Source organism: Clavibacter tessellarius (assembly GCF_001618005.1).
In the GTDB taxonomy this organism is placed as follows: Bacteria; Actinomycetota; Actinomycetes; order Actinomycetales; family Microbacteriaceae; genus Clavibacter; species Clavibacter tessellarius_A.
Genome location: NZ_LQXA01000044.1, coordinates 1 through 23,045 on the forward strand (window position 1 = coordinate 1; position 23,045 = coordinate 23,045).

Here is a 23,045-nt window from a genome sequence, read left to right on the forward strand (position 1 = left end):
CGTCGGGCACGGCAATACAGCTTCCCTGAAATCTCTTTCCGCATCGAGTAGATCCTGCATCAAAAGGTCTTGGAGCTCGAAGACTCCCGCCGATCCAGCACCCGCCGACCCCTACGGCCCCGCCGCCGAGCTCTTCGACCTCGCCGCCGCCGCGCACGCGGAGCTCACGGCCGCCGCCGTCTGCCGCCTGCTCGAGGGCCGCGACCTGTCACGGGCGCCCGTGCTCGACATCGGCGCGGGCACGGGCGTCGTGATCCGGGCCGTCGCGCGCGCCCATCCCGAGGCGCGCGTGGTGGCCGCCGAGCCGTCCGAGCCGCTGCGGGCCGTGCTGACCGCGCGGATCCTCGACGCCCCGGGCCTCCAGGAGCGCGTGACCGTCACCGCCGGATCCGCCCCCGACCTCGACCTGCCCGACCGCCTCTCCGCGGTGCTGCTCTGCGGCGTGCTCGGCCACCTCGACCGTGGGCAGCGCGCCCGGCTCTTCGAGCGCATCGCCGCGCGGCTCCTCCCGGACGGGGTCGTCGTCGTCGAGACGATGGGCCTCGAGGCCGGGGCGCGCGTGCCCGAGTCGCGGCTCGCCCGCACGCGCGTGGGCGACGACGAGCTCGAGTGGTGGTTCCGGTCGGATCCCGCGCCCGACGGCCTGCTCGCCCTGCGCACGCGCTGGCGGAGCGTCGAGCCGGGCGGTCGCGCGCGCGAGGTGCACGACGCCTACTCGTGGGATCCGGTGGGCCTCGAGGAGCTCGCCCGCGAGGCCGGCATGGACCTCGTGCGCCTGCCCGCCGCGGCCGACGCCTCCCTGCCGCTGGCCGCGTTCGTCCCGCGGCGCGCGGATCCGCCCGCCGGGTGACGCGTCCCTCCCCATCCGATACCGCTCTTATCGCGGATGGTTCTCAACAAGGGCTACGCTCCTCCCGACCGCCGACCCGCGCGCACGAGCATCCGCACGACCGCCCACCCGCATCCGCACCCGCACCCGCACCCGCACCCGAGCACGAGGAGCCCGCCGTGATCGACACCCCACGCATGGAGGACGCCTGGCTGCGGCGCATCCAGGCGGCGCCCGCGCCCCGCATCCGCCTCGTCTGCCTGCCGCACGCCGGCGGCGCGGCGTCCGCCTACCGCGGGTGGGCGCCGTTCGTGCCGCGGGGCGTCGAGCTCCTCGGGGTGCAGTACCCGGGCCGCGGCGACCGCTACGGCGATCCCGTCAGCCCCGACCTCGACGCGCTCGCCGCCGACGTCGCGACGGCCGTCGGCGCGCTGCCGGACCGCCTGCCGGTCGTGCTCTTCGGGCACAGCATGGGCGCCCTGGTCGCCTACGAGACCGCGCGCCTCCTCGCGGCCGCGGGCCGCCCCGCCGTCCGGCTCGTCGTGTCGGGACGCCGCGCGCCGACCGAGCGGTGGGGCGGCACCCTGCACCGGCAGGACGACGCCGTGCTGCTCGCCGACCTCGTGCGGCAGGGCGGCACCGCGCCGGAGATCCTGGCCGACGACGACATGCGCCGCACCGTGCTCGCCTGCCTGCGCGACGACTACCGGCTGGTCGAGACGCACCGCACCCGCCCCGGCCCGGGGCCCGGCTGCCCGGTGAGCGTGTTCAGCGGCGACGCGGATCCGGAGCTCCGGCCCGCGGAGGCCGAGGCGTGGCACCGGCTCGTCGGCGACGCGGATGCCGGATCCGACGGGGACGCGCGCCCCGACGGGGACGCGCGCCTCCGGGTGTTCCGCGGCGGTCACTTCTACCTGGCGGAGCGGCCCGCGGAGGTGGTGGAGGCGATCGTCTCCCTGCTGGATCCGGCGCTCGCGTTCCCCGCCGACGCGGAGGCGATGTTCCCGTGACGCTCGAGCTCCAGGACTACTCCCCCGGCGCGGAGTTCTACGACCTCGTGGCCCGACGGCACACGGGGGCCATGGCGGGCGTGCTGGCCGAGGCGCTGGCGGGCGCCTCGGCGAGCGGGGCCGACGCGGGCCGCGGCCCCGACGCGGATCCCGACCCCGGCACGATCGTGGAGCTCGGCGCGGGCACCGGCCGGGTCACGCGCCTGCTGGCCGACCTCGTGCCCGGCGCGCCGATCCTCGCCGCCGAGCCCTCCCCCGTCATGCGCGCCGTGCTGCGGAGCCGCGTGCACGAGGATCCGGCCCTCCGCCACCGCGTGACCATCCGCCCCGAGACGGCGCAGGAGGTCGCGCTGCCCGACCGGATCCGGGCGGTCGTGCTCGTCGGCGTCGCCGGGCACCTCGGGAGCGACGACCGCGCCGACCTCTGGCGGCGCTGCCTCGAGCGGCTCGTGCCGGGCGGCGTGGTCGTCGTCGACCTGATGGGGACGAGCGCGCGCTCCCTCCCGCCGACGCGCCTGCTGCGCGAGCGCATCGGCACCCAGACCTACGAGTGGTGGACCACGGCCGAGCCCGGCCGCGACGGCGCCACCCGCTTCACCACGCGCTGGCTCGTGCTCGACGGCGAGCGGACGGTGCGCGAGGTCCGAGGAGGATACGAATGGCACAGCCTGGACCCCGCGACGCTCGAACGGGAGGCGGGGCGGTCGTGGACCGTGCTGCGCGGCGGGGCGGAGGACGCGGCGACCGAGCTCGCGGTGCTGGGCCGATGACGGGCACGGAGGGCGCCCCGGTCGCGACCGGCCAGCCCGCCACCGTGGCGGTCGCCGTCCGCGCGGTCCGCGTCCGGCTGGCGGCCGCCGTGCTCCTGCAGGCCGCGGCCTCCGCGAGCGGGCTCGCCGCCGTCGTCGCGGTCGCCGAGATCGGCCGGGCCGCCGTCGCCGACCCCGGCGGTCCCCCGGCGTGGGGCGGGGTGGTCCTCGCGGCCGTCGCCGGCCTCGCGAGCCTCCTGCTCGGCGCGACCGCCGACACCCTCACCCATCTCGCCGACGCCGACCTCCAGCTCGACCTCCGACGCCGGATCGTCGCCCGGCTCGGCCGCGTGCCCCTGGCCTGGTTCGACGCGCACGACGCAGGCCGCGTCCGCCAGGCCGTTCAGCAGGACGTCGCGGCGCTGCACGCGCTCGTCGCGCACACCCTGCTCGACGTCACGCGCCTGGTCGTGGTCACCGTCGCGTCGCTCGTCTACCTCCTCACCCTCGACGTGCCGCTCGCGCTCGTCTGCCTCCTGCCGCTCGTCGCCGGCGTGTTCCTCTTCGCGCGGGCGATGTCCGGCGCCATGTCGTCGATGGCCGAGTACGGGCGCGCGTCGGCCGAGATCGCGGGCAGCGTGGTGGAGTTCGCCGACGGGATCCAGGTGGTCCGCTCCTTCGGCCGGCCCGGCCGCGCGCACGCCCGCTACCTGCAGGCGGTCGACGCCTTCGCCGCGTTCTTCGGCGCCTGGGTCGCGCGCACCACGGCCGTCACCACGGCGTCGTGGCTGACCGTCTCGCCGATCGGCGTGCTCGCCCTCGTCGTGCCCGTGGGCGGCGCGATGGTCGCGGCCGGCGCGCTGCCCGCCGCGGACCTCGCGCCGTTCCTCCTCCTCGCGCCCGCGATGGCGGCGCCCGTCGGCGTCATCGGCCCGCGCGCGCAGGCCATCCGGGGCGCGGTGGATGCGGCGAAGGCCGTCGACGAGGTGCTGCGCGCGCCCGTCGAGCCGGAGGTCGCCGACCCGCGCGAACCCGATGCCCGCCACGGCGCCGGCCTCGTGCTCCGCGGCGTCGGCTTCTCGTACGACGGCGAGCGGGACGCGCTCCGCGACGTCGACCTCGACCTGGAGCCTGGATCCGTGACCGCGGTCGTCGGCCCGTCCGGATCCGGCAAGTCCACCCTCGCGGCCCTCGTCGCCCGCCTGCGCCTGCCCACCCGCGGCACCCTCGAGCTCGGCGGCGTCGACGTGCGCGACGCGACCCCGGCGGCCTGGCACGCCCAGGTCGGCTGCGTGCTGCAGGACACGGTGCTGCTGCGCGACACGGCGCTCGAGAACCTCCGGCTGGGACGCCCGGACGCCTCGCTCGACGAGGTGCGCGCCGCCGCCCGGATCGCCCAGGTCGACGACGTGATCGACGCCCTCCCGGACGGGTACTCGACCGTGCTGGATCCCCGCGGCGGCCTCTCCGGCGGCGAGGCCCAGCGCATCGCCCTCGCCCGCGCGCTCGTCGCCGACTGCCCGGTGCTCGTGCTCGACGAGCCGATGGCGCACGCCGATCCGAGCACGGCCGCCAGGATGCAGCGCGCCCTCACCGAGGCGACCCGCGGCCGGACCGTGCTGGTCGTCGCGCACCGGCTGGAGACGGTGGAGGACGCGGACCGCATCGTCGTGATGGACGCCGGCCGCATCGTGGAGCAGGGCACGCACGCGGAGCTCCTGGCGCTCGACGGCCTGTACGCGCGGCTCCGGCGCACGGGCGCGCTGGAACCGGCCCCGACCGCCACGACCCGCACGACCCGCACGACCGACACCGACCGGGAGGAGCGCTGATGGGCGCGATCGACGACATCCGCCGCACCCTCGGTCCCGCGGGCGAGCGGGAGCTGCGCCCGGTGGTGGCGCGCATGGCGGCGGCGTCCGTGCTGCACGGCGCGGCGGTGGTCGCCCTCGTGCCGGTGCTGGAGCGCCTGTTCGGGCCGGATCCGTCGTCCGCGTGGCCGTGGATCGCCCTCTTCCTGCTCCTCGCCGCCGCCCACCTCGCCGTGCAGGCGCGGGCGCAGTCGGCCGCGTTCGGCGCGGGCGTGCGGGCGGCGAACGCGCTGCACCACCGCATCGGCGACCACGTGGTGCGCCTCCCGCTCGCCTGGTTCGACGCCGCGCACCGCGCCGAGCTCACGGGTGCGGCGGGCGGCAGCGTGCTCGCGTCGATGGGCGTGCCGGCGTACCTGCTGCGGCCGCTCATCACCGCGACCGTCGTGCCCGCCGTGATCGCGGTCGCGCTCCTGGTGCTGGATCCCCCGCTCGGCGTCGCCCTGCTCGTGCTCGCCCCGGTGCTCGTGCTGGCCCTCCGCCTCGGCGGCCGGATCGTGGCGCGCGCCGACGCCGCGCGCGCCGCGGCCGACACGGAGATCGCCGAGCGCGTCGTGGAGTTCGCGCAGGCGCAGCACGTGCTGCGCGCGCACGGGCGCACGGGACGCGACGCGGGACTCGTCGACGGGATCCTGGTGCGGCACCGCGCCGCGTCCCGGGCGCTCATCGGCCGCATCGTCGCGGGGCTGGTCGCGTTCGGCACGGTCATGCGCGCCGCGCTCGTCGTGGCGCTCGTGCTCGCGGTCGACCGCGTCGGCGGCGGCCCGGTCGACGCCGGCCGCACGGTCGCGACGCTCGTGCTCGTCTTCCACGCCGCCGACCTCGTCGGCCAGGCGGCGGAGCTGGCCGTCGGGGTGCGCGCCGCGCGCCGCGATCTCGGCGCCGTCCGCCGGATCCTCGACGCCGCCCCCATCCCGGAGCGCCCGCTGGGCACGACGCTCCGGCCCGTCGGCGCCGACGTGGAGCTCGACGGCGTCTCCTTCTCCTACCCGGGATCCGCGACCCCGGCCGTCGCGGGCGTCGACGCCGCCCTGCCCGCCGGCCGCATGATCGCGCTCGTCGGCCCGTCCGGATCCGGCAAGACGACGATCGCCCGGCTCCTCGCCCGCGCCGCCGACGTGACCGACGGCGCCGTGCGGATCGGCGGGGTCGACGTGCGCGACATGGCGCTCGCCGACGTGGCCGCGTCCGTGTCCACCGTCTTCCAGGACGTGCACCTGCTCGCCGGCACGCTCGGCGACAACGTGCGCCTCGCGGATCCGGACGCGGACGACGCCGCCGTCACCGACGCGCTCCGCCGCGCCGGCCTGCCGCTCGGCGCCGGGCTCGACCTCGACACGCCCGTGGGCGAGGGCGGCCGGCAGCTGTCGGGCGGCCAGCGCCAGCGCGTGTCCATCGCCCGGGTGCTCCTCGCGGACACGCCCGTGGTCGTGCTCGACGAGGCCACGGCGGCGCTCGACGCGGAGAGCGCCGCGGCCGTGGGCGAGGCGATCCGGCTCCTGCGCGGGCGCCGGACCCTGCTCGTGATCGCGCACCGGCTCGACACGATCCGCAGCGCCGACGAGATCCTCGTGCTCGACGGCGGCCGACTCGTGCAGCGCGGCACGCACGACGCGCTCGCCGCCGAGCCGGGCGTCTACGCGCGGTTCCTCGCCGATCTCGAGGCGGCCGACGGCTGGCGGGTGCGGGCCCAGTACTCGTAGCGCGACGCGGGCTGGAAGCCGAGCCCGTCGTAGAGGGCGAGCGCGCCGTCGTTCTCGGCCACGACCTGCAGCCAGAGGTCGGTGATCCCCCGCTCGACGCCCGCGCCGACCACAGCTCCCATGGCCGCCCGCGACAGGCCGCGCCGCCGGGCCTCGGGGCGCGTCGCGACGGCGAACAGCCCGCCCCAGCGGCCGACGAGCGCGAGGCGCGCGGTGGCGAGCACGCGGTCGCCGTCGCGCACTGCGGCGTACACGGCCGGGCCGCGCGCGAGGATCCCGCGGGCGACGGCGAGCTCGGCGGTTCCGCCGCGCCCGTCGACGCTCCACCACGCGTCGAGCCAGGCGTCGTCGGGCGCGTCCGCGACCGTGAGCGCGAGCACCGGATCCGTGGGGGCCGCGTCCGCTAGAAGCGCCGCCACCGCGCCGGCGTCGGCGACCTGCACGAGCGTCCGCGCCTCGGCGACGTAGCCGCGGGCGGTGAGCCGGGCGGCGAGGTCGGCGGGCTCCGACGCGGGCGACACCTGCACGCAGGGGTCGATCCCGTGGCGGTCCGCGAACGCCTCGACCGCGTCGAGGGCAGCGTCCGTGTCGTCGACCGGGCCGGCCGGGAGCACGGAGTTCGCGCGCTTCGTCACGCCGCCCGCGGCGCGCAGGATCCAGCCGCCGTGCCGCTCGCGGTGCTCCGCTGGCCAGCCGCGGTCGGCGAGGTCGTCGAGGAGCGCGGCCGCGGCGCGCGCGTCCATGGCGCGCAGGGCCGCGGCGGATGCGGCGCCGAGGGCGTCGCCGCCCCGGGCGCCGCCCTCCGCGCTCACGCCAGGTCCCCCGCGTCCGCCGGCGCGCGCGACACCTCGTCGTCCGCATCCGCCGCCCGCAGCACGCGCAGCGCGTTGCCGCCCGCGAGCGCCCGCAGGTCTCCGTCCGACCAGCCCCGCTCGGCGAGCGCCGCGATCAGCGCCGGGTAGCACGACACGTCCTCGAGCCCGTCGGGAGTGCGGTCGATGCCGTCGTAGTCGCCGCCGAGGCCCACGTGCCGGGGTCCGGCGACCTCGCGGATCCGCTCCACGTGCCGCACGACGTCGGCGAGCGTCGCGCGCGGCCGATCCCCCGGGCGGCGCGCGGCGACGGCCTGCACGCCCTCGTGGTCGCGCGGATCCACGCCCTCGGCCACGGCGAGCGCCAGCGTCTCGTCGTGCCACGCCGCCACCGCGGGTGACACGAACTGCGGGACGAAGGTCGCCATGCAGACACCGTCGTTCGCGGGGAGCGCGGCGAGCACGTCGTCCGGCACGTTCCGCGGCACGTCGCACTCGGCGCGCGCCCCGGAGTGCGTGAACAGCACGGGACGGCGGGCGATCCGCAGCGCGTGCCGCATCACGTCGGCCGACACGTGCGAGAGGTCGACGATCATGCCGATCCGCTCCATCTCGGCGACCACGCGCTCGCCGGCCGGGCTCAGCCCGTGCAGCACGGGCGCGTCGGTCGCGGAGTCGGCCCAGGGCACGTTCGCGTTGTGGGTGAGCGTCATGTAGCGGACGCCGAGCGCCCGCATCGCCCGCAGCACGCCGAGGGATCCGCCGATCGAGTGGCCGCCCTCCATGCCGAGGAGCGATGCGATCCGGCCGGACGCGACGACGCGCTCCACGTCGTCGGCCGTCACGGCGAGCGCGAGCCGGTCCGGGTGCGCGGCGACGAGCCGGCGCGCCACATCGATCTGCTCCAGCGTGGAGCGCACCGGATCCACGTCCGGCAGGTCCGGCACCCACACCGACCAGAACTGCGCCGCCATGCGGCCGCGGTCGAGGCGCGGCAGGTCGGTGTGCAGGCCGGGCACGGCGTCCTCCACCGCGAGCCGGGCGAGCACGTCGTCGCCGACGGACGCGCCCCGGCCGCCCTCCCGCACCGCGCGCTCGCGGAGCGCCCAGGCGAGGTCGTCGTGGCCGTCGACGATGCCCTGCGCGTCGAGGATCCGGCTCACCCGGTCGGCGAGGGCGGCGCGGTCGGCCGGAGCGGGGAGAGCGGCGAGGCCGGCGGGAGCGGCGCCCTCGGCGAGGTGGGCGGGGGCGGGGGCGTCCGTCATCCGCGGATCAGCGCCCGGTGCCGTCGACCGCGAGCGGCTCGATGGCCGCCAGCTCGTCGTCGGTGAGCGCCGGGGCGCCGGCCGCGGCCACGTTCTGCTCCAGCTGCTCCACGCTCGACGCGCCGATGAGCGCGCTCGTGATCCCGGGGTGCCGCAGCACCCACGTGAGCGCCAGCTGCGCGAGCGTCTGCCCGCGCCCCTCGGCCACGGCCTGCAGGCCGCGCGCCCGCTCCAGGTAGGTCGCGGACACGGCCGACTCGTCGAGGAACCCGCTCGTGGCGGCGCGCGAGTCGGAGGGGATGGATCCCGACAGGTACCGGTCCGTGAGCAGACCCTGCGCGAGCGGCGAGAACACGATGCAGCCGGATCCGGCCTCCTCCAGCACGGGCAGCAGCCCGCGCTCGACGTGCCGGTTGAACATCGAGTAGCTCGGCTGGTGGATGGTCAGCGGCACCTTGTGCTCGGCGAGCGCCGCCACGGCGCGCTCGGTCTGCTCGGGCGAGTAGTTGCTGATGCCGGCGTAGAGCGCCTTGCCCTGGTGCACCGCGGTCGCGAGCGCGCCCATGGTCTCCTCGATGGGCGTCTCGGGATCCGGGCGGTGCGAGTAGAACACGTCGACGTAGTCGAGGCCCAGGCGCCCGAGGCTCTGGTCGAGCGACGCGAGCATCGACTTGCGAGAGCCCCACTCGCCGTAGGGGCCGTCCCACATGAGGTAGCCGGCCTTGGAGGAGATGACGATCTCGTCGCGGTACGGGCGGAGGTCCTCCGCGAGGATCCGGCCGAACGCGGTCTCGGCGCTGCCGGGGGGCGGGCCGTAGTTGTTGGCGAGGTCGAAGTGCGTGATGCCGAGGTCGAACGCGCGGCGCACGATGGCCCGCTGGGTGTCTATCGGGCGGGCGGTGCCGAAGTTGTGCCAGAGGCCGAGGGAGAGCTCGGGCAGCTTCAGGCCCGAGCGGCCGGAGCGGCGATACGGCATGGACGAGTAGCGATCGGGATGAGCGACGTAGGTCATCCGCCGAGCGTACCGAGGGAGGCCGCCGCACCCGCCCGCCGCGACCGCCCCGACCGCCCCGCGCGGCCCGGGCGGCCCGGGCGGCCGTCGCGCGGGGCGGACCCTCCACCCCCTGTCCGCTGGCGACAAGCCCCTAGGCGACCGGCGGGCGATGGCCTTCACTGAGAGCGTGCACACCATCCACTACGCCGACGGCCGCTACCTGACCGGCGACGACATCGCCAGCGCCGTGGTGGAGTGCGCGCAGGCGCTCGCTCGGGAGGGCACCGCCGCCGCGACCGTCGAGGTGCCCGTGCGGCTGCCCGAGGGCGGGGTGGGCACGATCGAGATCCTCATCGGGCCGGCCAGCCAGATCGTGGTGGAGCCCGCGGGCTCGTCCGACGACGAGCTGCGCGACACCGACGCCGTGGAGCGGATCCGCGCCCGCACCGTCCGCGCCCGCCAGTCGCAGTCGGGCACGAGCGTCAGCGCCGACCGGCAGGACGGCACGGCCGTCCCGGGGCTCGAGGACCTGGACTAGGCGCGGGCACCCGCACCGGCACCGGCGCCGGCAGCCGCACGAGCGCGGGAGGATGGATCCGTCCCCACCCGCACCGACGCGAGGAGCCCCATGTCCGACACCGCCGTCCCCTCCGCCCTCCTGCACCTCCGGGCGTCCGGCGTCTCGCTGGTCCTCGACCTCGTCGACGGCCGCCTCCCCGCCGTCGTGCACTGGGGCGCGGACCTCGGCGAGACGACCGCGGCCGACCTCGAGACCCTGGTGCTCGCGTCCGTCGAGCCGATCGTGGGCAGCATCGCGGACACGCCCGTGCGGCTGTCGATCCTGCCCGAGGCGCACACGTCGTGGATGGGCAAGCCCGGTCTCGAGGGGCACCGCGACGGCGCCGACTGGTCGCCGATGTTCCGCGTCACGGCCGCGACGGTCGACGGCTCGCCGCTGCCGTCGGGCGTCGACGGCCGGCCCGGATCCGCGTCCGCCGGCCCCGCGCTCGTGCACGTCGACGCGGTCGACGACGCCGCGGGACTCGCGCTCGCGATCGACGTCGAGCTGCTGCCCTCCGGCCTCGTGCGGATGCGCGCCGAGGTCCGCAACCTGCGCGACGGCCTCTACTCCGTCGGCGCCCTCCAGCTCGCGCTGCCGCTCCCGGCCGAGGCCCGCGAGATCCTCGACTTCGCCGGACGCTGGGGCCTCGAGCGCACGCCGCAGCGCCGGGAGCTGGTGGTGGGGATCCACGAGCGCGAGGGCCGCAAGGGCCGCACCGGCCCCGACGCCGCGACCCTCCTCTCCGTCGGCACGCCCGGCTTCGGCTTCCGCCACGGCGACGTGCGCGGCGTCCACGTCGCGTTCAGCGGCAACCACCGCCACTACGCCGAGCGCCTCTCCACCGGCCGCCAGGTGATCGGCGGCGGCGAGCTGCTCCTGCCCGGCGAGGTGCGCCTCGCCCGCGACGAGTCCTACGCGAGCCCGTGGGTCTACGCCGCGTACGGGCACGGCCTCGACGATCAGGCCGCCCGCTTCCACCGCTTCCTTCGCGCCCGGGACTCCCACCCGCGCCGCGACCGGCCCATGACGATCAACGTGTGGGAGGCCGTCTACTTCGACCACGACCTCGCGCGCCTGCAGGACCTCGCGGATCGCGCCGCCGCGCTCGGCGTCGAGCGCTACGTGCTCGACGACGGCTGGTTCCGCCACCGCCGCGACGACCACGCCGGGCTCGGTGACTGGTACGTCGACGAGGCCGTGTGGCCCGACGGGCTCGACCCGATCATCGACCACGTCACGGGCCTCGGCATGGAGTTCGGCCTCTGGTTCGAGCCCGAGATGGTGAACGAGGACTCCGACCTGGCCAGGGCGCACCCCGAGTGGATCATGGCCACCGGCGGCCGCCTCCCCCGCCGGGCCCGCGACCAGCAGGTGCTCGACCTCGTGATCCCCGAGGCGTACGCGTACGTGCTCGAGCGGATGACGGCGATCCTCACCGCCCACGACATCGCCTACGTCAAGTGGGACCACAACCGCGACCTCGTCGACGCCGGGGTCCACCCGCGCGGCGAGGCGGGCGTGCACCGGCAGACGCTCGCGGCGTACCGCCTCATGGACGAGCTGCGGGCGCGCTTCCCCGGCCTCGAGATCGAGGCGTGCGCGTCCGGCGGGGCCCGCGTCGACCTCGGCGTGCTCGAGCGCACCGACCGCGTGTGGGTCTCCGACTGCATCGACCCGCTCGACCGCCAGCAGATGATGCGCTGGACCATGCAGCTCCTCCCGCCGGAGCTCCTGGGCTCGCACATCGCCTCGGGCGTGAGCCACACCACCGGCCGTGCGCACCGCCTCGCGTTCCGCGCGGGCTCGGCGCTGCACGGCCACCTCGGCATCGAGTGGGACCTCGCGCAGGCCACCGACGAGGAGAACGCCGACCTCGCGGCGTGGATCGCCCTCTACAAGGAGGAGCGCGCGCTGATGCACACGGGCACGGTCGTCCGCGCGGACGAGAGCGACCCGACGCTGCTGGTCCACGGCGCCGTGGCGCTGGACGCCGCTTCCGCGCTGTTCTTCCTCGCGTCGATCGGCCGCTCCGAGGTCTCCCCGCGCGGCCGCTTCCTGCTGCCGGGCCTCGATCCCGACCGCCGCTACCGCGTGGAGCCCGTGCGCGTCGGCACCCCGGAGCCCGGCTTCACGGCCCCGGCCTGGTGGGACGGCGTCGAGCTGACCGGCCGCGCGCTGGCCGCGTCGGGCCTGCACGCGCCGGCGATGCTGCCCGAGTCGATCGCGATCCTGCGGGTGACGGCGGTCTGAGCCGCGAGGACGTCAGGCGCTCGGCGCCTGCTCCCCCGGCTCGTCGCTCCACGCGCGGCCGACCGTGAGGCCCTCGCCGTCGGGCGCGAGGTCGACCCGCACGGCGTCGCCGTCGCGGATGTCGCCCGCGAGCAGCTCGCGCGCGAGGCGGTCGTCGATCTCGCGCTGCATCAGCCGGCGGAGCGGGCGCGCGCCGTACAGCGGGTCGTGGCCGCGCTCGGCGAGCCAGCGGCGGGCATCCGGGGTGACGCCGAGCGTGAGCCGGCGCTCCGACAGCCGCACGCCGAGGCGGTCGATGTAGAGCTCCACGATCTGGCCGAGGTCCTCCAGCGACAGCGTCTGGAACACCACGATGTCGTCGAGCCGGTTCACGAACTCCGGCTTGAACGTCTGGCGCACGAGCTGCTGCACGGCCTGCTCGCGCTGGTCGAGCGGCAGCGAGGCGTCGCTGATGAACTGCGAGCCGAGGTTGCTGGTGAGCACGAGGATCACGTTGCGGAAGTCGACCGTGCGCCCCTGGCCGTCGGTGAGCCGGCCGTCGTCGAGCACCTGCAGCAGCACGTCGAACACCTCGGGGTGCGCCTTCTCGACCTCGTCGAGCAGCACCACGGAGTACGGGCGGCGGCGCACGGCCTCGGTGAGCTGGCCGCCCTGCTCGTAGCCGACGTACCCGGGAGGCGCGCCCACCAGGCGTGAGACGGCGAACTTCTCGCCGTACTCGCTCATGTCGATGCGCACCATGGCCTTCTCGTCGTCGAACAGGAACTCGGCGAGCGCCTTCGCCAGCTCCGTCTTGCCGACACCGGTGGGCCCGAGGAACAGGAAGGACCCGGTGGGCCGGCCCGGGTCGGAGATGCCGGCGCGCGTGCGGCGCACCGCATCCGCGACCGCCCGCACGGCCGGCTTCTGGCCGATGAGCCGCTTGCCGAGCTCCTGCTCGAGGTGCAGCAGCTTCTCGGTCTCGCCCTGGAGCAGCCGGCCGACGGGGATCCCCGTCCAGGCCGCCACGACCGCCGCGATGTCCTCGGCGGTCACCTGCTCGTTCACGAGCCGGTCCTCCGCCGACGGCACCGACTCGGCGGCCTCCGCCTGCGCGACCTCGCGCTCGATCACCGGGATCTCGCCGTAGAGCAGGCGCGACGCCTTCTCCAGGTTCCCCTCGCGCTGGGCCCGCTCGGCGCGGATCCGCAGCTCGTTCAGCTCGTCCTTCAGCTTGCCGACGCGGTTGACGCTCGCGCGCTCCGCCTCCCACCGCCGCTGCAGGTCGCCGAGGGACGCCTCGCGCACGGCGATGTCCTCCCGTAGCTTCTCCAGCCGCGCCTTCGACGCCTCGTCCTTCTCGCGCTTCAGCGCGAGCTCCTCAAGGCGCATGCGGTCGACCGCGCGCCGCAGCTCGTCGATCTCCACGGGCGACGAGTCGATCTCCATCCGCAGGCGCGAGGCGGCCTCGTCGATGAGGTCGATGGCCTTGTCGGGCAGCTGGCGGGCCGGGATGTAGCGGTTCGAGAGCGACGCGGCCGCGACGAGCGCCGCATCCGTGATGGGCACCTGGTGGTGCGCCTCGTAACGGCCCTTGAGCCCGCGGAGGATCGCGACGGTGTCCTCGACGCTCGGCTCGCCGACGTAGACCTGCTGGAACCGGCGCTCGAGGGCCGCGTCCTTCTCGATGTACTGGCGGTACTCGTCGAGCGTGGTGGCGCCGATGAGGCGGAGCTCGCCGCGCGCGAGCATGGGCTTCAGCATGTTGGACGCGGCGACGGATCCCTCGCCGCCGCCCGCGCCCATGAGCGTGTGCAGCTCGTCGACGAACGTGATGACCTCGCCGTCGGCCTCGTCGATCTCCTTGAGCACGGCCTTCAGCCGCTCCTCGAACTCGCCGCGGTACTTCGCGCCCGCGACGAGCGCCGCGAGATCCAGCGAGACGAGCTGCTTGCCCTTGAGCGAGTCGGCCACGTCGCCCGCGACGATGCGCTGCGCGAGGCCCTCGACGACGGCGGTCTTGCCGACGCCGGGCTCGCCGATGAGCACCGGGTTGTTCTTGGTGCGCCGCGTGAGCACCTGGCTGATGCGCCGGATCTCCGCGTCGCGTCCGATGACCGGGTCGAGCTTGCCGCTCTTCGCGATCTCGGTCAGGTTCACCCCGTACTGCTCGAGCGCGGTCTTCGCGTCCTCGTCGGTGGCGGGTGCGCCCTGCATGTTGGCCACTGCGTTCCCTTCGGTCATACTTGAGTCGTGCGGGCTCAAGTTTACTGCGGGAGTTGGCTCAGCGCCAGCGGACGGAGGTCACTCCCCGAGGCGGAGCGACTCCACGGCCTCGGCGACGCGCGCGCGGGCGACCGAGCCGAGGCCGCGGACGGGTCGCGGGAGCGGGTCGTCGCCGACGAGGCCGAGCTGCGCGGCGATCGCGGCGATCACGCGGTAGCTGCCGTGCTCGGCGAAGAGGTCCCACACCGGCCGCAGCCGATCCGACTCCGCGCGTGCGGCCGCGTGGTCGCCCGCCCGCACGGCGCGCGTGATCGCCGACACCGGGCCGGGCAGCGTGCCGCCGATGGCCGAGTACCAGGTGTCGCAGCCGGCGATCAGGCCGGCCGCGCCCCGCGCGTCACCGGACACGCCCACGGTGACCGACTCGGGGATCCGATCGCGGATCGCCCGCACGTGCGCGGCCGCCGCGTCCGGGTCGACCGGGACGCCGGGGATCTTGATCGACGCGACGTGCGGGAGCCGGGCGATGGCGGCGTAGAGGTCGAGCGTGAACCGGACGTGCGTGGTGCCCGGGTTGTCGTAGACGACGAGCGGCACGGACAGGCTCGCGGTGACGTCCTCGTAGAGGCCGAGCACCTCGTCGTCCGTGAGCGCCTGGTACGTCACGGGCGCCAGGAGCACCGCGGCGGCGCCCGCCTGCTGCGCGTCCTCGGCGAGGGCCAGGACGTCCGACGTGCCGAGCGCCCCGATGCCCACGATCACCGGCACCGGACCCGCGTGCCGGACGGCGGCGGCCGCGACCCGCCGGCGCTCGTCGCGATCGAGGTACATGTACGCCCCCGTCGACCCGAGCGCGGCGATCGAGTCGACGCCGGCGGCGGCCAACCGCTCCACCAGACCCGCGAAGGCGGCCTCGTCGACGGCGCCGTCGCGCAGCGGGGTGAGGGGGAAGGCGCTGTGACCCGTGAGCATGGCGTGTCCGATCGGTCGACGACGGGGATGCCGCCACGGTAGCGCCGCGTGCGGGACGGCCGAGCCCGGGGTCGCGCTCAGGCCGCGGCGGTGCGGGTGATGCTGGCGCCGGGCGCGGCAGCATGCGCGACGGCGACCGCGGCGGCGACGTCCTCGGTCACCATCCCGGCGTTCGCCATCGCGCCCGCCATGGTGCCGGCGGCCATGGCGACGGGCACGTTCGCGGATCCGCTCGACGCGTTGCCGGCGATGAGCAGGCCGGGCACGCTCGTGCGGCCCATCGGATCCGCCGCCACGAACGGACCCCAGGGCGTCTCCTCGGTCGCGGCGCCGAGCGCGCGGGCGAACCCGTCGCGGGGCGCGACGCCGGGCATCGCGAAGAGCGAGTCGAGCGGGAGGACCCGGCCGTCGGCGAGCTCGACGCCCTCGAGCGCGCCGCGCTCGCCGAGCACGCGCGTGACGACCGCCTCCTCGATGCGGATCCCGCGGGCGTCGAGCCCGGCGCGCGTCGCGGCGTCGATCTCGAGCGGCTGGCCGTCCGCCGTCCCGCCCGCGACGAGGAAGGTGATGTCGGCGGACCACTGGCGCAGCATCTGCACGTGGTGGAGGCTGCCGGGCCCGGTGGCGAGCACGCCGATGCGGCGGTCGCGCACCTCCCAGCCGTCGCAGTAGGGGCACACGACGATGCCCGCGCCCCAGTGCGCGGCGAGGCCGAGCACCTCGGGCAGGACGTCGGCGAGGCCGGTCGCGAGGATCACGCGGCGGGCGCGCACCTCGGCGCCGCTGTCGAGGCTCACGCGGAAGCGCGGGCCGGCGGGATCCTCGATCGCCGCGATCCCCTCGACCCGCCCGTCGAGCACGACGCCGCCGTAGCCCTCGATCTCGCGGCGCCCCTCCGCGAGGAGCTGCCGCGGCGGCTTCCCGTCGTGGCCGAGCACGCCGTGCATGTGCGCGGCGACCGCGTTGCGCGGCTGGCCCGCGTCCACGACGAGCACGCTCCGGCGAGCGCGCGCCAGCATGAGCGCCGCGCTCGATCCCGCGGCGCCGCCGCCGACGACGACCGCGTCCCACTCGTGCCGGCCGTCGATCCCTCGTGTGATGTCCATGGCTCGAGCCTCGCGGACCCGGGCGCTCGGCGCACGGCTCCTTGCGGGATCAGCAAGGCGGAGCCGCCTGTCGCGGCCGCCGACCTCAGCGCAGGAGCGCCTCGATGCGCCGCAGCACGTCGTCGGGCGACGGCAGCGCGCGCATCTCCGCGGCGACGGCCGCGGCGGCCGCGCGCGGGGTCGGATCCGCGAGCATCGCCCGGATCCGCGCCGCGATCTCGTCCGGCGTCGCGCGCGCGTCGAGCATCGCGCCCGCCCCGAGCTCCCGCACCCGCTCGCCGTTGGGGAGCTGGTCGGCGCCCAGCGGCAGCACGAGCAGGGGCACGCCGTGCGCGAGCGACTGCGTCATGGTGCCGGATCCGCCGTGCGACACGACGAGGTCGGCCACGTCGAGCACGCCGTCATGCGGCACGTACCGCTCGAGCCGCACGTTCTCGCCCGCCACCGCGAACCCGGCCGGGTCGATGTCGGGCCCGGTCGTGACCAGCGCGCGCACGGGCAGCGTCTCGAGGGCCTGGATGATCCGCGGCAGCAGGTCGCCCGACGCCCTGTTGAAGATCGTGCCGAGGGTCGCGTAGACGCGGCGCTCCTCCTCGCCCGCCGCGAACCAGGCCACGGCGGGATGGTCGCGGTCCGGCCGCGGGGCCTCCGGGCCCATCCGGGTGACGGGCGAGCGGCGCTCGCGGACGCGGCGGAACGACGCGGGGAACGGGATCACGGCGAGCTGCCCGTCGATCACGCGCAGCTCGGGGTCGGGCGCCAGTCCGACCTCCGCACGGAAGCCCTGCATGGGCTCGCGGAGCTGCTCGATCCACCCCTCGGGCGCGGTCGCGAACACCTCGACCACGACGCACGGGATGCCGACGCGCTCGGCCGCGACCATGGCGCCGAAGTCCTGCCCGTCGCAGACGACGACGTCGGCCGGCCAGGCGGACGCGATCCCCGAGACGGCGTCCCGCGCCTCCCGGCCGGTGGGCCCGAGGAAGTACGGCGCCACGTTCCGCAGCACCCCGGACGCGGCGACGGGCGTCAGGACGCCGGTGCCGTCCTCCCGCCAGCTCGGCTGCGCGGTCGACGGCATGGTCGACACCTCGCGCGGGTGGAGGTGGTCGAAGCCGGTCTCGTCGAGCACGACGGACCGCGCTCCGCAGAGGGCCGTCTCGTGGCCCGCCGCCGCGGCCGCGTGCGCGAGGGGCATCAGCGGCCCGAGGTGGCCCCGGCCGCGCGCGAACGAGAAGAGGATGCGCGCGCGGCGGCGGGATCGGGTCGCGGTCGTCGTCATGCGGTCGGGCTCCTCCGGGTCGGCCGATGCCGGTTCGGACCCGACGGGGATCGGGAGTCGGGGCGGGCCGCGGGGATCCGGCGCGGACCGCATGGCGTGCCGGCAGCGGGAACGAGGATCGTGGCACGCCGTCGCCCGCCCGCGGCGACCGTGCCCACAGACGGGTCCGCGTCGCGTGCGCATCCGCCTGCGCACCCGCGGACCTGCGCACCCGCGCACCCGCGGACGCCGGACGCGCGAGGGGCGCGGAGCATCCGCCCCGCGCCCCGCGACGCCCCTGCGGATCAGCCCGCGGCGACCGCCATCTCGTTCGGCGTGACGTCGAGGGTCGTGCTCGAGCGCACCTCGCCCGTCGTGAGGTCCACCGCGTGCACCTCCTGCGCGGCCGGCTCCGTGACGTACCCGATGCCGTCGGCGACGACGATCGCGGGGTGCGGGTCCTGCCACTCGACCGGGCTCTCCCATGCGTCCATGACGGGGAAGGAGCCGGTCAGCTCGCCGGTCGCGGGGTCGAGCACGTGGATCGCGCCGTCCGAGCCCATGATGTAGGCCATGTCGTCCGGGCCGCGCGCGACGTCGCGGAACGTGTAGCCGACGCCCTCCGGCAGGTCGACGACGCGGAGGGTCCCCGCCTCGGTGTCGATCAGGGTCACGGCCTCGAGCAGGTAGCCCTCGGCGTCGCGGTCGGACTTGTAGTCGCCGACGACGATCGGGCTGGTCTCGCTCACGTAGGCGTTGCCCATCCGGCCGTACGGCTGGTCGGGCGCGGTGAGCTTGGTGATCGCGCCGTCGTCGTAGAGGAGCGCGCCGTCCTCGCAACCGAAGACCACGACCTCGCCGGCCGCGGTGCCCTCGCCGTGGACGCCGGGGCACTGGTCGCTCTGCGCGACGACCGCGCCGGACGCGTCGCGGACCTCGATGCCGTTCCGGCCGTCCGCGTTCCCGACGGTGGTGAGGAACGTGCCGTCCTCGAGCACGATCGAGACGCCGTGGTGCGCCTCGACGCCCGCGATCGTCTCGGTCTCGGGCATGCCGTCCGTGGTGGCGAGGGCCGCGGTGTCGAAGACCGTCGTGTCGCTCGTGCCGTCGGCGTAGAGGATCGTCTTGCCCGCGTGGCGGACGACGTGGCCGGGGGTGTCGGCCGCGAAGACCGTGTCCGTCAGCTCGGGCTCGTCGCCGGTGCCGGCCGCGGTGTCGAGCACCTGGAAGCCCTCGCTCATCGTGACCATGACGTGCCGGTCGTCGCCCGCGGGGTTGAGGCGGGTGAACTCCTCGGAGTCGAGGTCGGCGACGGTCTCGAGCGTCTCGCCGTCGAGGACGAGGATGCCGCCCTCGTACGCGACGGCGAGGCGGGGTCCGGCTGCCTCGCCGGATCCGGCCGCGGCGTCGGAGGACGGGGAGCCCTCCGGGGCGGGGGTGGAGCAGGCCGCGAGCGTCGCGGCGAGACCCAGGGTGACGGCGGCGATGCCGGTCCGTCGTAGTCGGGGGGTGCGCATGGTGGTTCCTTCTGTGTGGGAGGGATCGCGGGCACTCAGGGGGAGAGCCCGGTGGCGATGCGCTGCGTGTTCACGCGCATCATGGCGAGGTAGTCGGGGGCGCCGCCCTCGGGACCCGTGAGGGACTCCGTGAACAGCTCGACCACCTCCACGCGGATGTCGGCCTCGCTCGCGAGCGCCTGCACGAGGCGGTCGGGTTGCGAGGACTCCGCGAAGATCGTGGGGACGCCGGTCTCCTCGACCGCGTCGACCAGGTCGGCGAGGTCGCTGGCGGACGGCGCGGCGAGGGTGGTGCCGCCGGGGATCACGGCGCCGACGACCTCGAAGCCGAAGCGGTCGGCGAGGTACCCGAAGACGTGGTGGTTGGTGACGAGGGCGCGGCGCTCGTCGGGGATCGCGGCGAACGCGGCCGTCATCTCGGCGTCGAGCGCCTCCAGCTCGCCGCGGTAGGCGGCGGCCTGGCCGGCGACCACGTCCGGATCCACGCCCTCGATCCCGGCGACCACGGGCTCCAGCGCGTCGACGACGTCGACCATGCGGGCGGGATCCGTCCAGAAGTGCGAGTCGGGCATGCCCTCCGCGTCGCCCTCGGCGTAGTCGAGCACCTCGATGGCATCGCCCGCGACGAAGCTCGGCACGTCGGCGGCGGTGGCCGCGTCGAGGTGCTGCTGCAGCCCCTCCTCCAGTCCCAGCCCGTTGGAGACGACGAGGTCGGCGGAGCGGAGGCGGGCGGCCTCCTGCGCGGAGATCTCGAAGGAGTGCGGATCCGCGTCCGGCTTCATCAGCGTCACGACCTCGGCCTCGTCGCCCACGAGCTCCTCGACGACGTCGCCGAGGATGTTGGTGGAGACGTAGACGGTCGGGCGGTCGTCGCCCGCGGTCGCGCAGCCGGTGAGGGCGAGGGCGGTCGCGGCGGAGGCGGCTGCCGCTGCGAGGGCGGCGGGCAGGCGCCGGGCACGCGCGCTCATCGCCCGGTCTCCGCGGTGAAGGCGGGCTCCGCCTGCGTGTCGAAGGTGCGCGAGACCCGGGCGCCGTCCGCGAAGTCGATCTCGTGCAGCCGCCGTTCGAACGGGCCCGCGAGGTAGGCGCGCTGCTGGTCGGCGACGAGGGTCGGGATCCGCCCGGCCGCCAGCGAGTCGGCGACGAGCGGGCCGGTGTCGGCGATCACGGCGCCGTCGGCCCCGGACAGCACGAGCACGCGGCCGTCGCGGGCGAGGGCGAGCAGGTGCTCGTCGGCGTCGTCGACCGCGGTCACGTGCACGAGCGGAGACGGCGCCGGGAGCAGCCGCCAGGAGCGCTCGCGGGTGTCGAGCAGCCAGATCCCCTGGTCCCCGGCGAGGGCGGCGACCGTCGGCCGGCCCTCGCGGTTGTCGAAGGACGTGGCGGCGGGGGCCGTCGTGCCGTCGGGGTACGGGATCCGCTCGACGCTCAGCTCGTCGCCGTCCACGCTCGCGAGCAGGGCGCCGTCGGAGCAGCCGATCACGGCGCCGACGCGGGTCGTGATGGTGCCGGCCGCGTCCGGGCACGCCTCGACGAGGCCCGTGCGCGCGCCGTCGGCCGTGTATCCGGCCACCGTCGCGTCGGCGCCCCGGCCCTCGGTGACGAGCGCGAGGGACCCGACGGGCACGACCATGCCGGGGCCGGGCTCGCCGTCGAGGCGGAACCGCTCCTCCACCTCGCCCTTCGCGAGCGCCTCGGTGTCGAGCAGCACGGCCTCGCCCGATTCGGGGAAGAAGAGGCCCGTGCCGCCCGTGGTGGAGAGGTTGGTGGTCGCGACCGTCGCGGTGCCGGCACCCTCGACCGTGCCCAGGAGGCGCGGATCCGCCCGGTAGTAGTGGAAGTGGTCCACGTGGTCCCAGGTCCAGACGCCGCTGTCGACGATCTCGACGCCCGCGTCGGTCTGCGCGAAGAGGTACCGGCCGTCGGTGTCCATCGCGGCGGGGGCGCCGACGCTGCCGAGCTCGGCGACCGATCCGTCGAGGAGGTCGAGGTGCGTGACGGCGCCGGCCGGGTCGATGGACGTGAGGCCGAGGCGGGGCTCCGACAGCTCGGCGGCACCGGAGACGGCGCCGTGCCCCTCCCCCTGGTCGTCGGCGGTCGGATCCGCGGTCGGCGCCGCGGCGGGCGCGGTCGAGCAGGCGGTGAGGGCGAGCGCGAGGCCGGCCAGGAGTGCGGGAGCGGTGGTGCGGGGGCGCACGGGGTCCTCTCGGTGGGGTGGATGGCAGGGTCGCGGCGGTCGTCCGCCGCGGAGGTCAGGGGGCGGGGGCGGTGGATCCGGCGGACGGGCCCGCGAGGACCGGGTCGAGGGCGGCGGCGCGGGCGGCGTCATCGCGGTCGACCGCGCCGGCTGCGCTCCCCCGGCCCCGCGCGCGCAGCGCCGTGACGGCCGCCCGCGCCACGCCGGAGAGCGCGGCCACGGCGATGGCGGTGGCCGCCACCGACGCCCCGGCCGCCGTCGCCGCGTGCCAGGAGACGAGCAGCCCGACGAGCACCGAGGCGATGCCGAGCACGGCGGCGAGGGCCATCCGGGTGGGGATCCGCGCGGTCCAGTGCCCGGCCGCGACCGCGGGTGCGAGCAGCAGGCCGACGACGAGCAGGGATCCGACCGCCTGGTACGACGCGACGACCGCGAGCGTCACGAGCCCCACGAGCGCGGCCTGCGCCGAACGGGGGCCGAGGCGGAGCACGGCGGCGATGCGCGGATCCAGCGCGAGCGCCACGAGCGGTCGGTGGAACGCCCACGCGACGCCGAGCCCCACGACCGCGGCGCCGGCCAGCAGGGCGATGTCGACGGGCGCGATGGCGAGGATGTCGCCGAAGAGGATCGAGGTCGCGTCGGTGGCGAAGCTGCCCGAGTGCGAGACTACGACGACGCCGAGGGCGAGCATCGCGACGAAGAGCAGGCCGATGCTCGTGTCGTAGGAGAGCCGGCCGCGGCGCTGGAGGGCGGCGATCCCCAGGCTCATCGCGACCGCGCTCAGCGCGCCGCCGACGAGCACCGGCAGGCCCAGCACCGTGGCGAGCGCGACGCCGGGCAGCATCCCGTGCGCGAGCGCCTCGCCGAGGAACGCCATGCCGCGGATGACGACCCACGTGCCCACGACGCCGCAGAGGATCGCGACGAGGGCGCCGCCGAGGAGGGCGCGCTGGAGGAAGTCGAGCGCGAACGGCTCGAGTATTCCGCGGGTGAGGAAGGACACGATCCCCGACCGTAGTCGAGAATGAGAACGCTTATCAAATGCGTAGGATCGGAGCGTGCCCCCTCCTCCACCCGCCGTCGCCCTCCGCGGCATCCGCGTCGACTTCGGCGACCGGCGCGCGCTCGACGGCGTCGACCTCGACCTCCTGCCGGGGACCCTCACGGTGATCGCCGGCCCCAACGGCGCCGGCAAGTCGACCCTCCTCGAGGTCGTCGCCGGCACCCGCGCGCCCGCCGCAGGGACCCGCTCCGCCGCGGATCGCGCGGCCTTCGTGCCGCAGCGCGCCGCCGTCTCGGACCGGTTGCCCGTCACCGTCCGCGACGTCGTGACGGTCGGCGCGTGGGGTCGATCCGGGAGGTGGCGACGCCTCGACGCGGACGCCCGCCGGGCGGTCGACGACGCGCTCGACCGCCTCGGCCTGATCCCCCTCGCCTCGCAGGGATTCGCCGCGCTGTCGGGCGGGCAGCGCCAGCGGGCGCTGCTCGCGCAGGGGCTGGCGCGCGGCGCCGACCTGCTGCTCCTCGACGAGCCGACCACCGGCCTCGACGCCGCGAGCGCCGCGCGGATCCGCGCGATCATGCGCGCGGAGGCCGACCGCGGGATCGCGGTGGTCGCCGTCTCGCACGACCCGGCGGTGCTGGCCGAGGCGGACCGGGTGGTGCGGCTCGAGGACGGTCGCGTGGTCGGGGACGAGGCGCGCTGAGCGGCGCGCCTCGCCTGCTCCCGGCTCCCGGCGGCG

General features: G+C 76.1%; 19 protein-coding genes. 8 read left to right on the forward strand and 11 right to left on the reverse strand.

From position 1 onward, the window contains the following. From AWH51_RS11625 to AWH51_RS11645, 5 genes are all read left to right on the forward strand, one after another. Nucleotides 1-850, forward strand: an 850-nt coding sequence (locus AWH51_RS11625) for a class I SAM-dependent methyltransferase (protein WP_254654555.1), incomplete at its 5' end; no start/stop codon positions are given. 158 nt (nt 851-1,008) lie between these two features. After that, on the forward strand, nt 1,009-1,839 hold the full coding sequence (locus AWH51_RS11630) for a thioesterase II family protein (protein WP_063072234.1): 831 nt from the start codon (nt 1,009-1,011) through the stop codon (nt 1,837-1,839). Next, nucleotides 1,836-2,609 (forward strand): class I SAM-dependent methyltransferase, encoded by a 774-nt coding sequence (locus AWH51_RS11635; RefSeq protein WP_063072235.1) that lies wholly within the window; start codon nt 1,836-1,838, stop codon nt 2,607-2,609. Before AWH51_RS11630 ends, AWH51_RS11635 begins: the two co-directional genes overlap by 4 nt. Beyond that, nucleotides 2,606-4,420: an ABC transporter ATP-binding protein gene (locus AWH51_RS11640; protein WP_063072236.1), complete on the forward strand. Its 1,815-nt coding sequence runs from the start codon at nt 2,606-2,608 to the stop codon at nt 4,418-4,420. Before AWH51_RS11635 ends, AWH51_RS11640 begins: the two co-directional genes overlap by 4 nt. Continuing rightward, nucleotides 4,420-6,162: an ABC transporter ATP-binding protein gene (locus AWH51_RS11645; protein ID WP_063072237.1), complete on the forward strand. Its 1,743-nt coding sequence runs from the start codon at nt 4,420-4,422 to the stop codon at nt 6,160-6,162. Before AWH51_RS11640 ends, AWH51_RS11645 begins: the two co-directional genes overlap by 1 nt. On the opposite strand, the gene AWH51_RS11650 is transcribed toward AWH51_RS11645, so the two are convergent. The 3 genes from AWH51_RS11650 to AWH51_RS11660 are packed head-to-tail and all read right to left on the reverse strand — an operon-like array spanning nt 6,096 to nt 9,251. Then, on the reverse strand, nt 6,096-6,974 hold the full coding sequence (locus tag AWH51_RS11650; protein WP_254654556.1) for a GNAT family N-acetyltransferase: 879 nt from the start codon (nt 6,972-6,974) through the stop codon (nt 6,096-6,098). The genes AWH51_RS11645 and AWH51_RS11650 overlap by 67 nt on opposite strands. Then, the gene (locus AWH51_RS11655) at nt 6,971-8,239 is read right to left on the reverse strand and encodes a dipeptidase (RefSeq protein WP_254654557.1); all 1,269 of its coding nucleotides are present in this window, start codon (nt 8,237-8,239) and stop codon (nt 6,971-6,973) included. The genes AWH51_RS11650 and AWH51_RS11655 overlap by 4 nt, the downstream gene beginning before the upstream one ends. A gap of 7 nt (nt 8,240-8,246) precedes the next feature. Next, entirely contained in the window at nt 8,247-9,251 is a 1,005-nt protein-coding gene (locus AWH51_RS11660; RefSeq protein ID WP_063072238.1) for an aldo/keto reductase, read from the reverse strand. Between the two features lie 169 nt (nt 9,252-9,420). On the opposite strand from AWH51_RS11660, the gene AWH51_RS11665 reads away from it, so the two are divergent. Next, nucleotides 9,421-9,771 carry a hypothetical protein gene (locus AWH51_RS11665; RefSeq protein WP_254654558.1) on the forward strand — a complete coding sequence of 117 codons (351 nt, stop codon included), beginning with the start codon at nt 9,421-9,423 and terminating at the stop codon, nt 9,769-9,771. 90 nt (nt 9,772-9,861) lie between these two features. Continuing rightward, complete coding sequence (locus tag AWH51_RS11670) at nt 9,862-12,045, forward strand: alpha-galactosidase (RefSeq protein ID WP_063072240.1); 2,184 nt, start codon at nt 9,862-9,864, stop codon at nt 12,043-12,045. Between the two features lie 12 nt (nt 12,046-12,057). Here AWH51_RS11670 and AWH51_RS11675 read toward each other — a convergent pair whose 3' ends face one another. From AWH51_RS11675 to aztB, 8 genes are all read right to left on the reverse strand, one after another. Continuing rightward, nucleotides 12,058-14,250 carry an AAA family ATPase gene (locus tag AWH51_RS11675; protein WP_081235080.1) on the reverse strand — a complete coding sequence of 731 codons (2,193 nt, stop codon included), beginning with the start codon at nt 14,248-14,250 and terminating at the stop codon, nt 12,058-12,060. 78 nt (nt 14,251-14,328) lie between these two features. Beyond that, nucleotides 14,329-15,222 carry a dihydrodipicolinate synthase family protein gene (locus AWH51_RS11680; protein WP_063072241.1) on the reverse strand — a complete coding sequence of 298 codons (894 nt, stop codon included), beginning with the start codon at nt 15,220-15,222 and terminating at the stop codon, nt 14,329-14,331. Between the two features lie 77 nt (nt 15,223-15,299). Next, nucleotides 15,300-16,328, reverse strand: a complete 1,029-nt coding sequence (locus AWH51_RS11685) for an NAD(P)/FAD-dependent oxidoreductase (RefSeq protein ID WP_063072242.1) — start codon at nt 16,326-16,328, stop codon at nt 15,300-15,302. An 85-nt stretch (nt 16,329-16,413) separates the two neighbouring features. Further along, the gene (locus AWH51_RS11690) at nt 16,414-17,610 is read right to left on the reverse strand and encodes a glycosyltransferase (RefSeq protein ID WP_063072292.1); all 1,197 of its coding nucleotides are present in this window, start codon (nt 17,608-17,610) and stop codon (nt 16,414-16,416) included. 284 nt (nt 17,611-17,894) lie between these two features. After that, nucleotides 17,895-19,106, reverse strand: coding sequence for a zinc metallochaperone AztD (gene aztD / locus AWH51_RS11695; RefSeq protein WP_063072243.1), 1,212 nt, complete (start codon nt 19,104-19,106; stop codon nt 17,895-17,897). A gap of 35 nt (nt 19,107-19,141) precedes the next feature. Beyond that, nucleotides 19,142-20,074, reverse strand: coding sequence for a zinc ABC transporter substrate-binding protein AztC (gene aztC, locus AWH51_RS11700; protein WP_063072244.1), 933 nt, complete (start codon nt 20,072-20,074; stop codon nt 19,142-19,144). Then, nucleotides 20,071-21,303 (reverse strand): hypothetical protein, encoded by a 1,233-nt coding sequence (locus AWH51_RS11705; RefSeq protein WP_063072245.1) that lies wholly within the window; start codon nt 21,301-21,303, stop codon nt 20,071-20,073. Before AWH51_RS11705 ends, aztC begins: the two co-directional genes overlap by 4 nt. Nucleotides 21,304-21,358: 55 nt before the next feature. Further along, a complete protein-coding gene (gene aztB / locus AWH51_RS11710) occupies nt 21,359-22,306 on the reverse strand; it encodes a zinc ABC transporter permease AztB (RefSeq protein ID WP_063072246.1) in 948 nt (315 codons plus the stop codon). A 55-nt stretch (nt 22,307-22,361) separates the two neighbouring features. Between aztB and aztA the strand changes: the two genes are divergently transcribed. Beyond that, the gene (gene aztA, locus AWH51_RS11715) at nt 22,362-23,009 is read left to right on the forward strand and encodes a zinc ABC transporter ATP-binding protein AztA (RefSeq protein WP_063072247.1); all 648 of its coding nucleotides are present in this window, start codon (nt 22,362-22,364) and stop codon (nt 23,007-23,009) included. Nucleotides 23,010-23,045 lie beyond the last annotated feature (36 nt).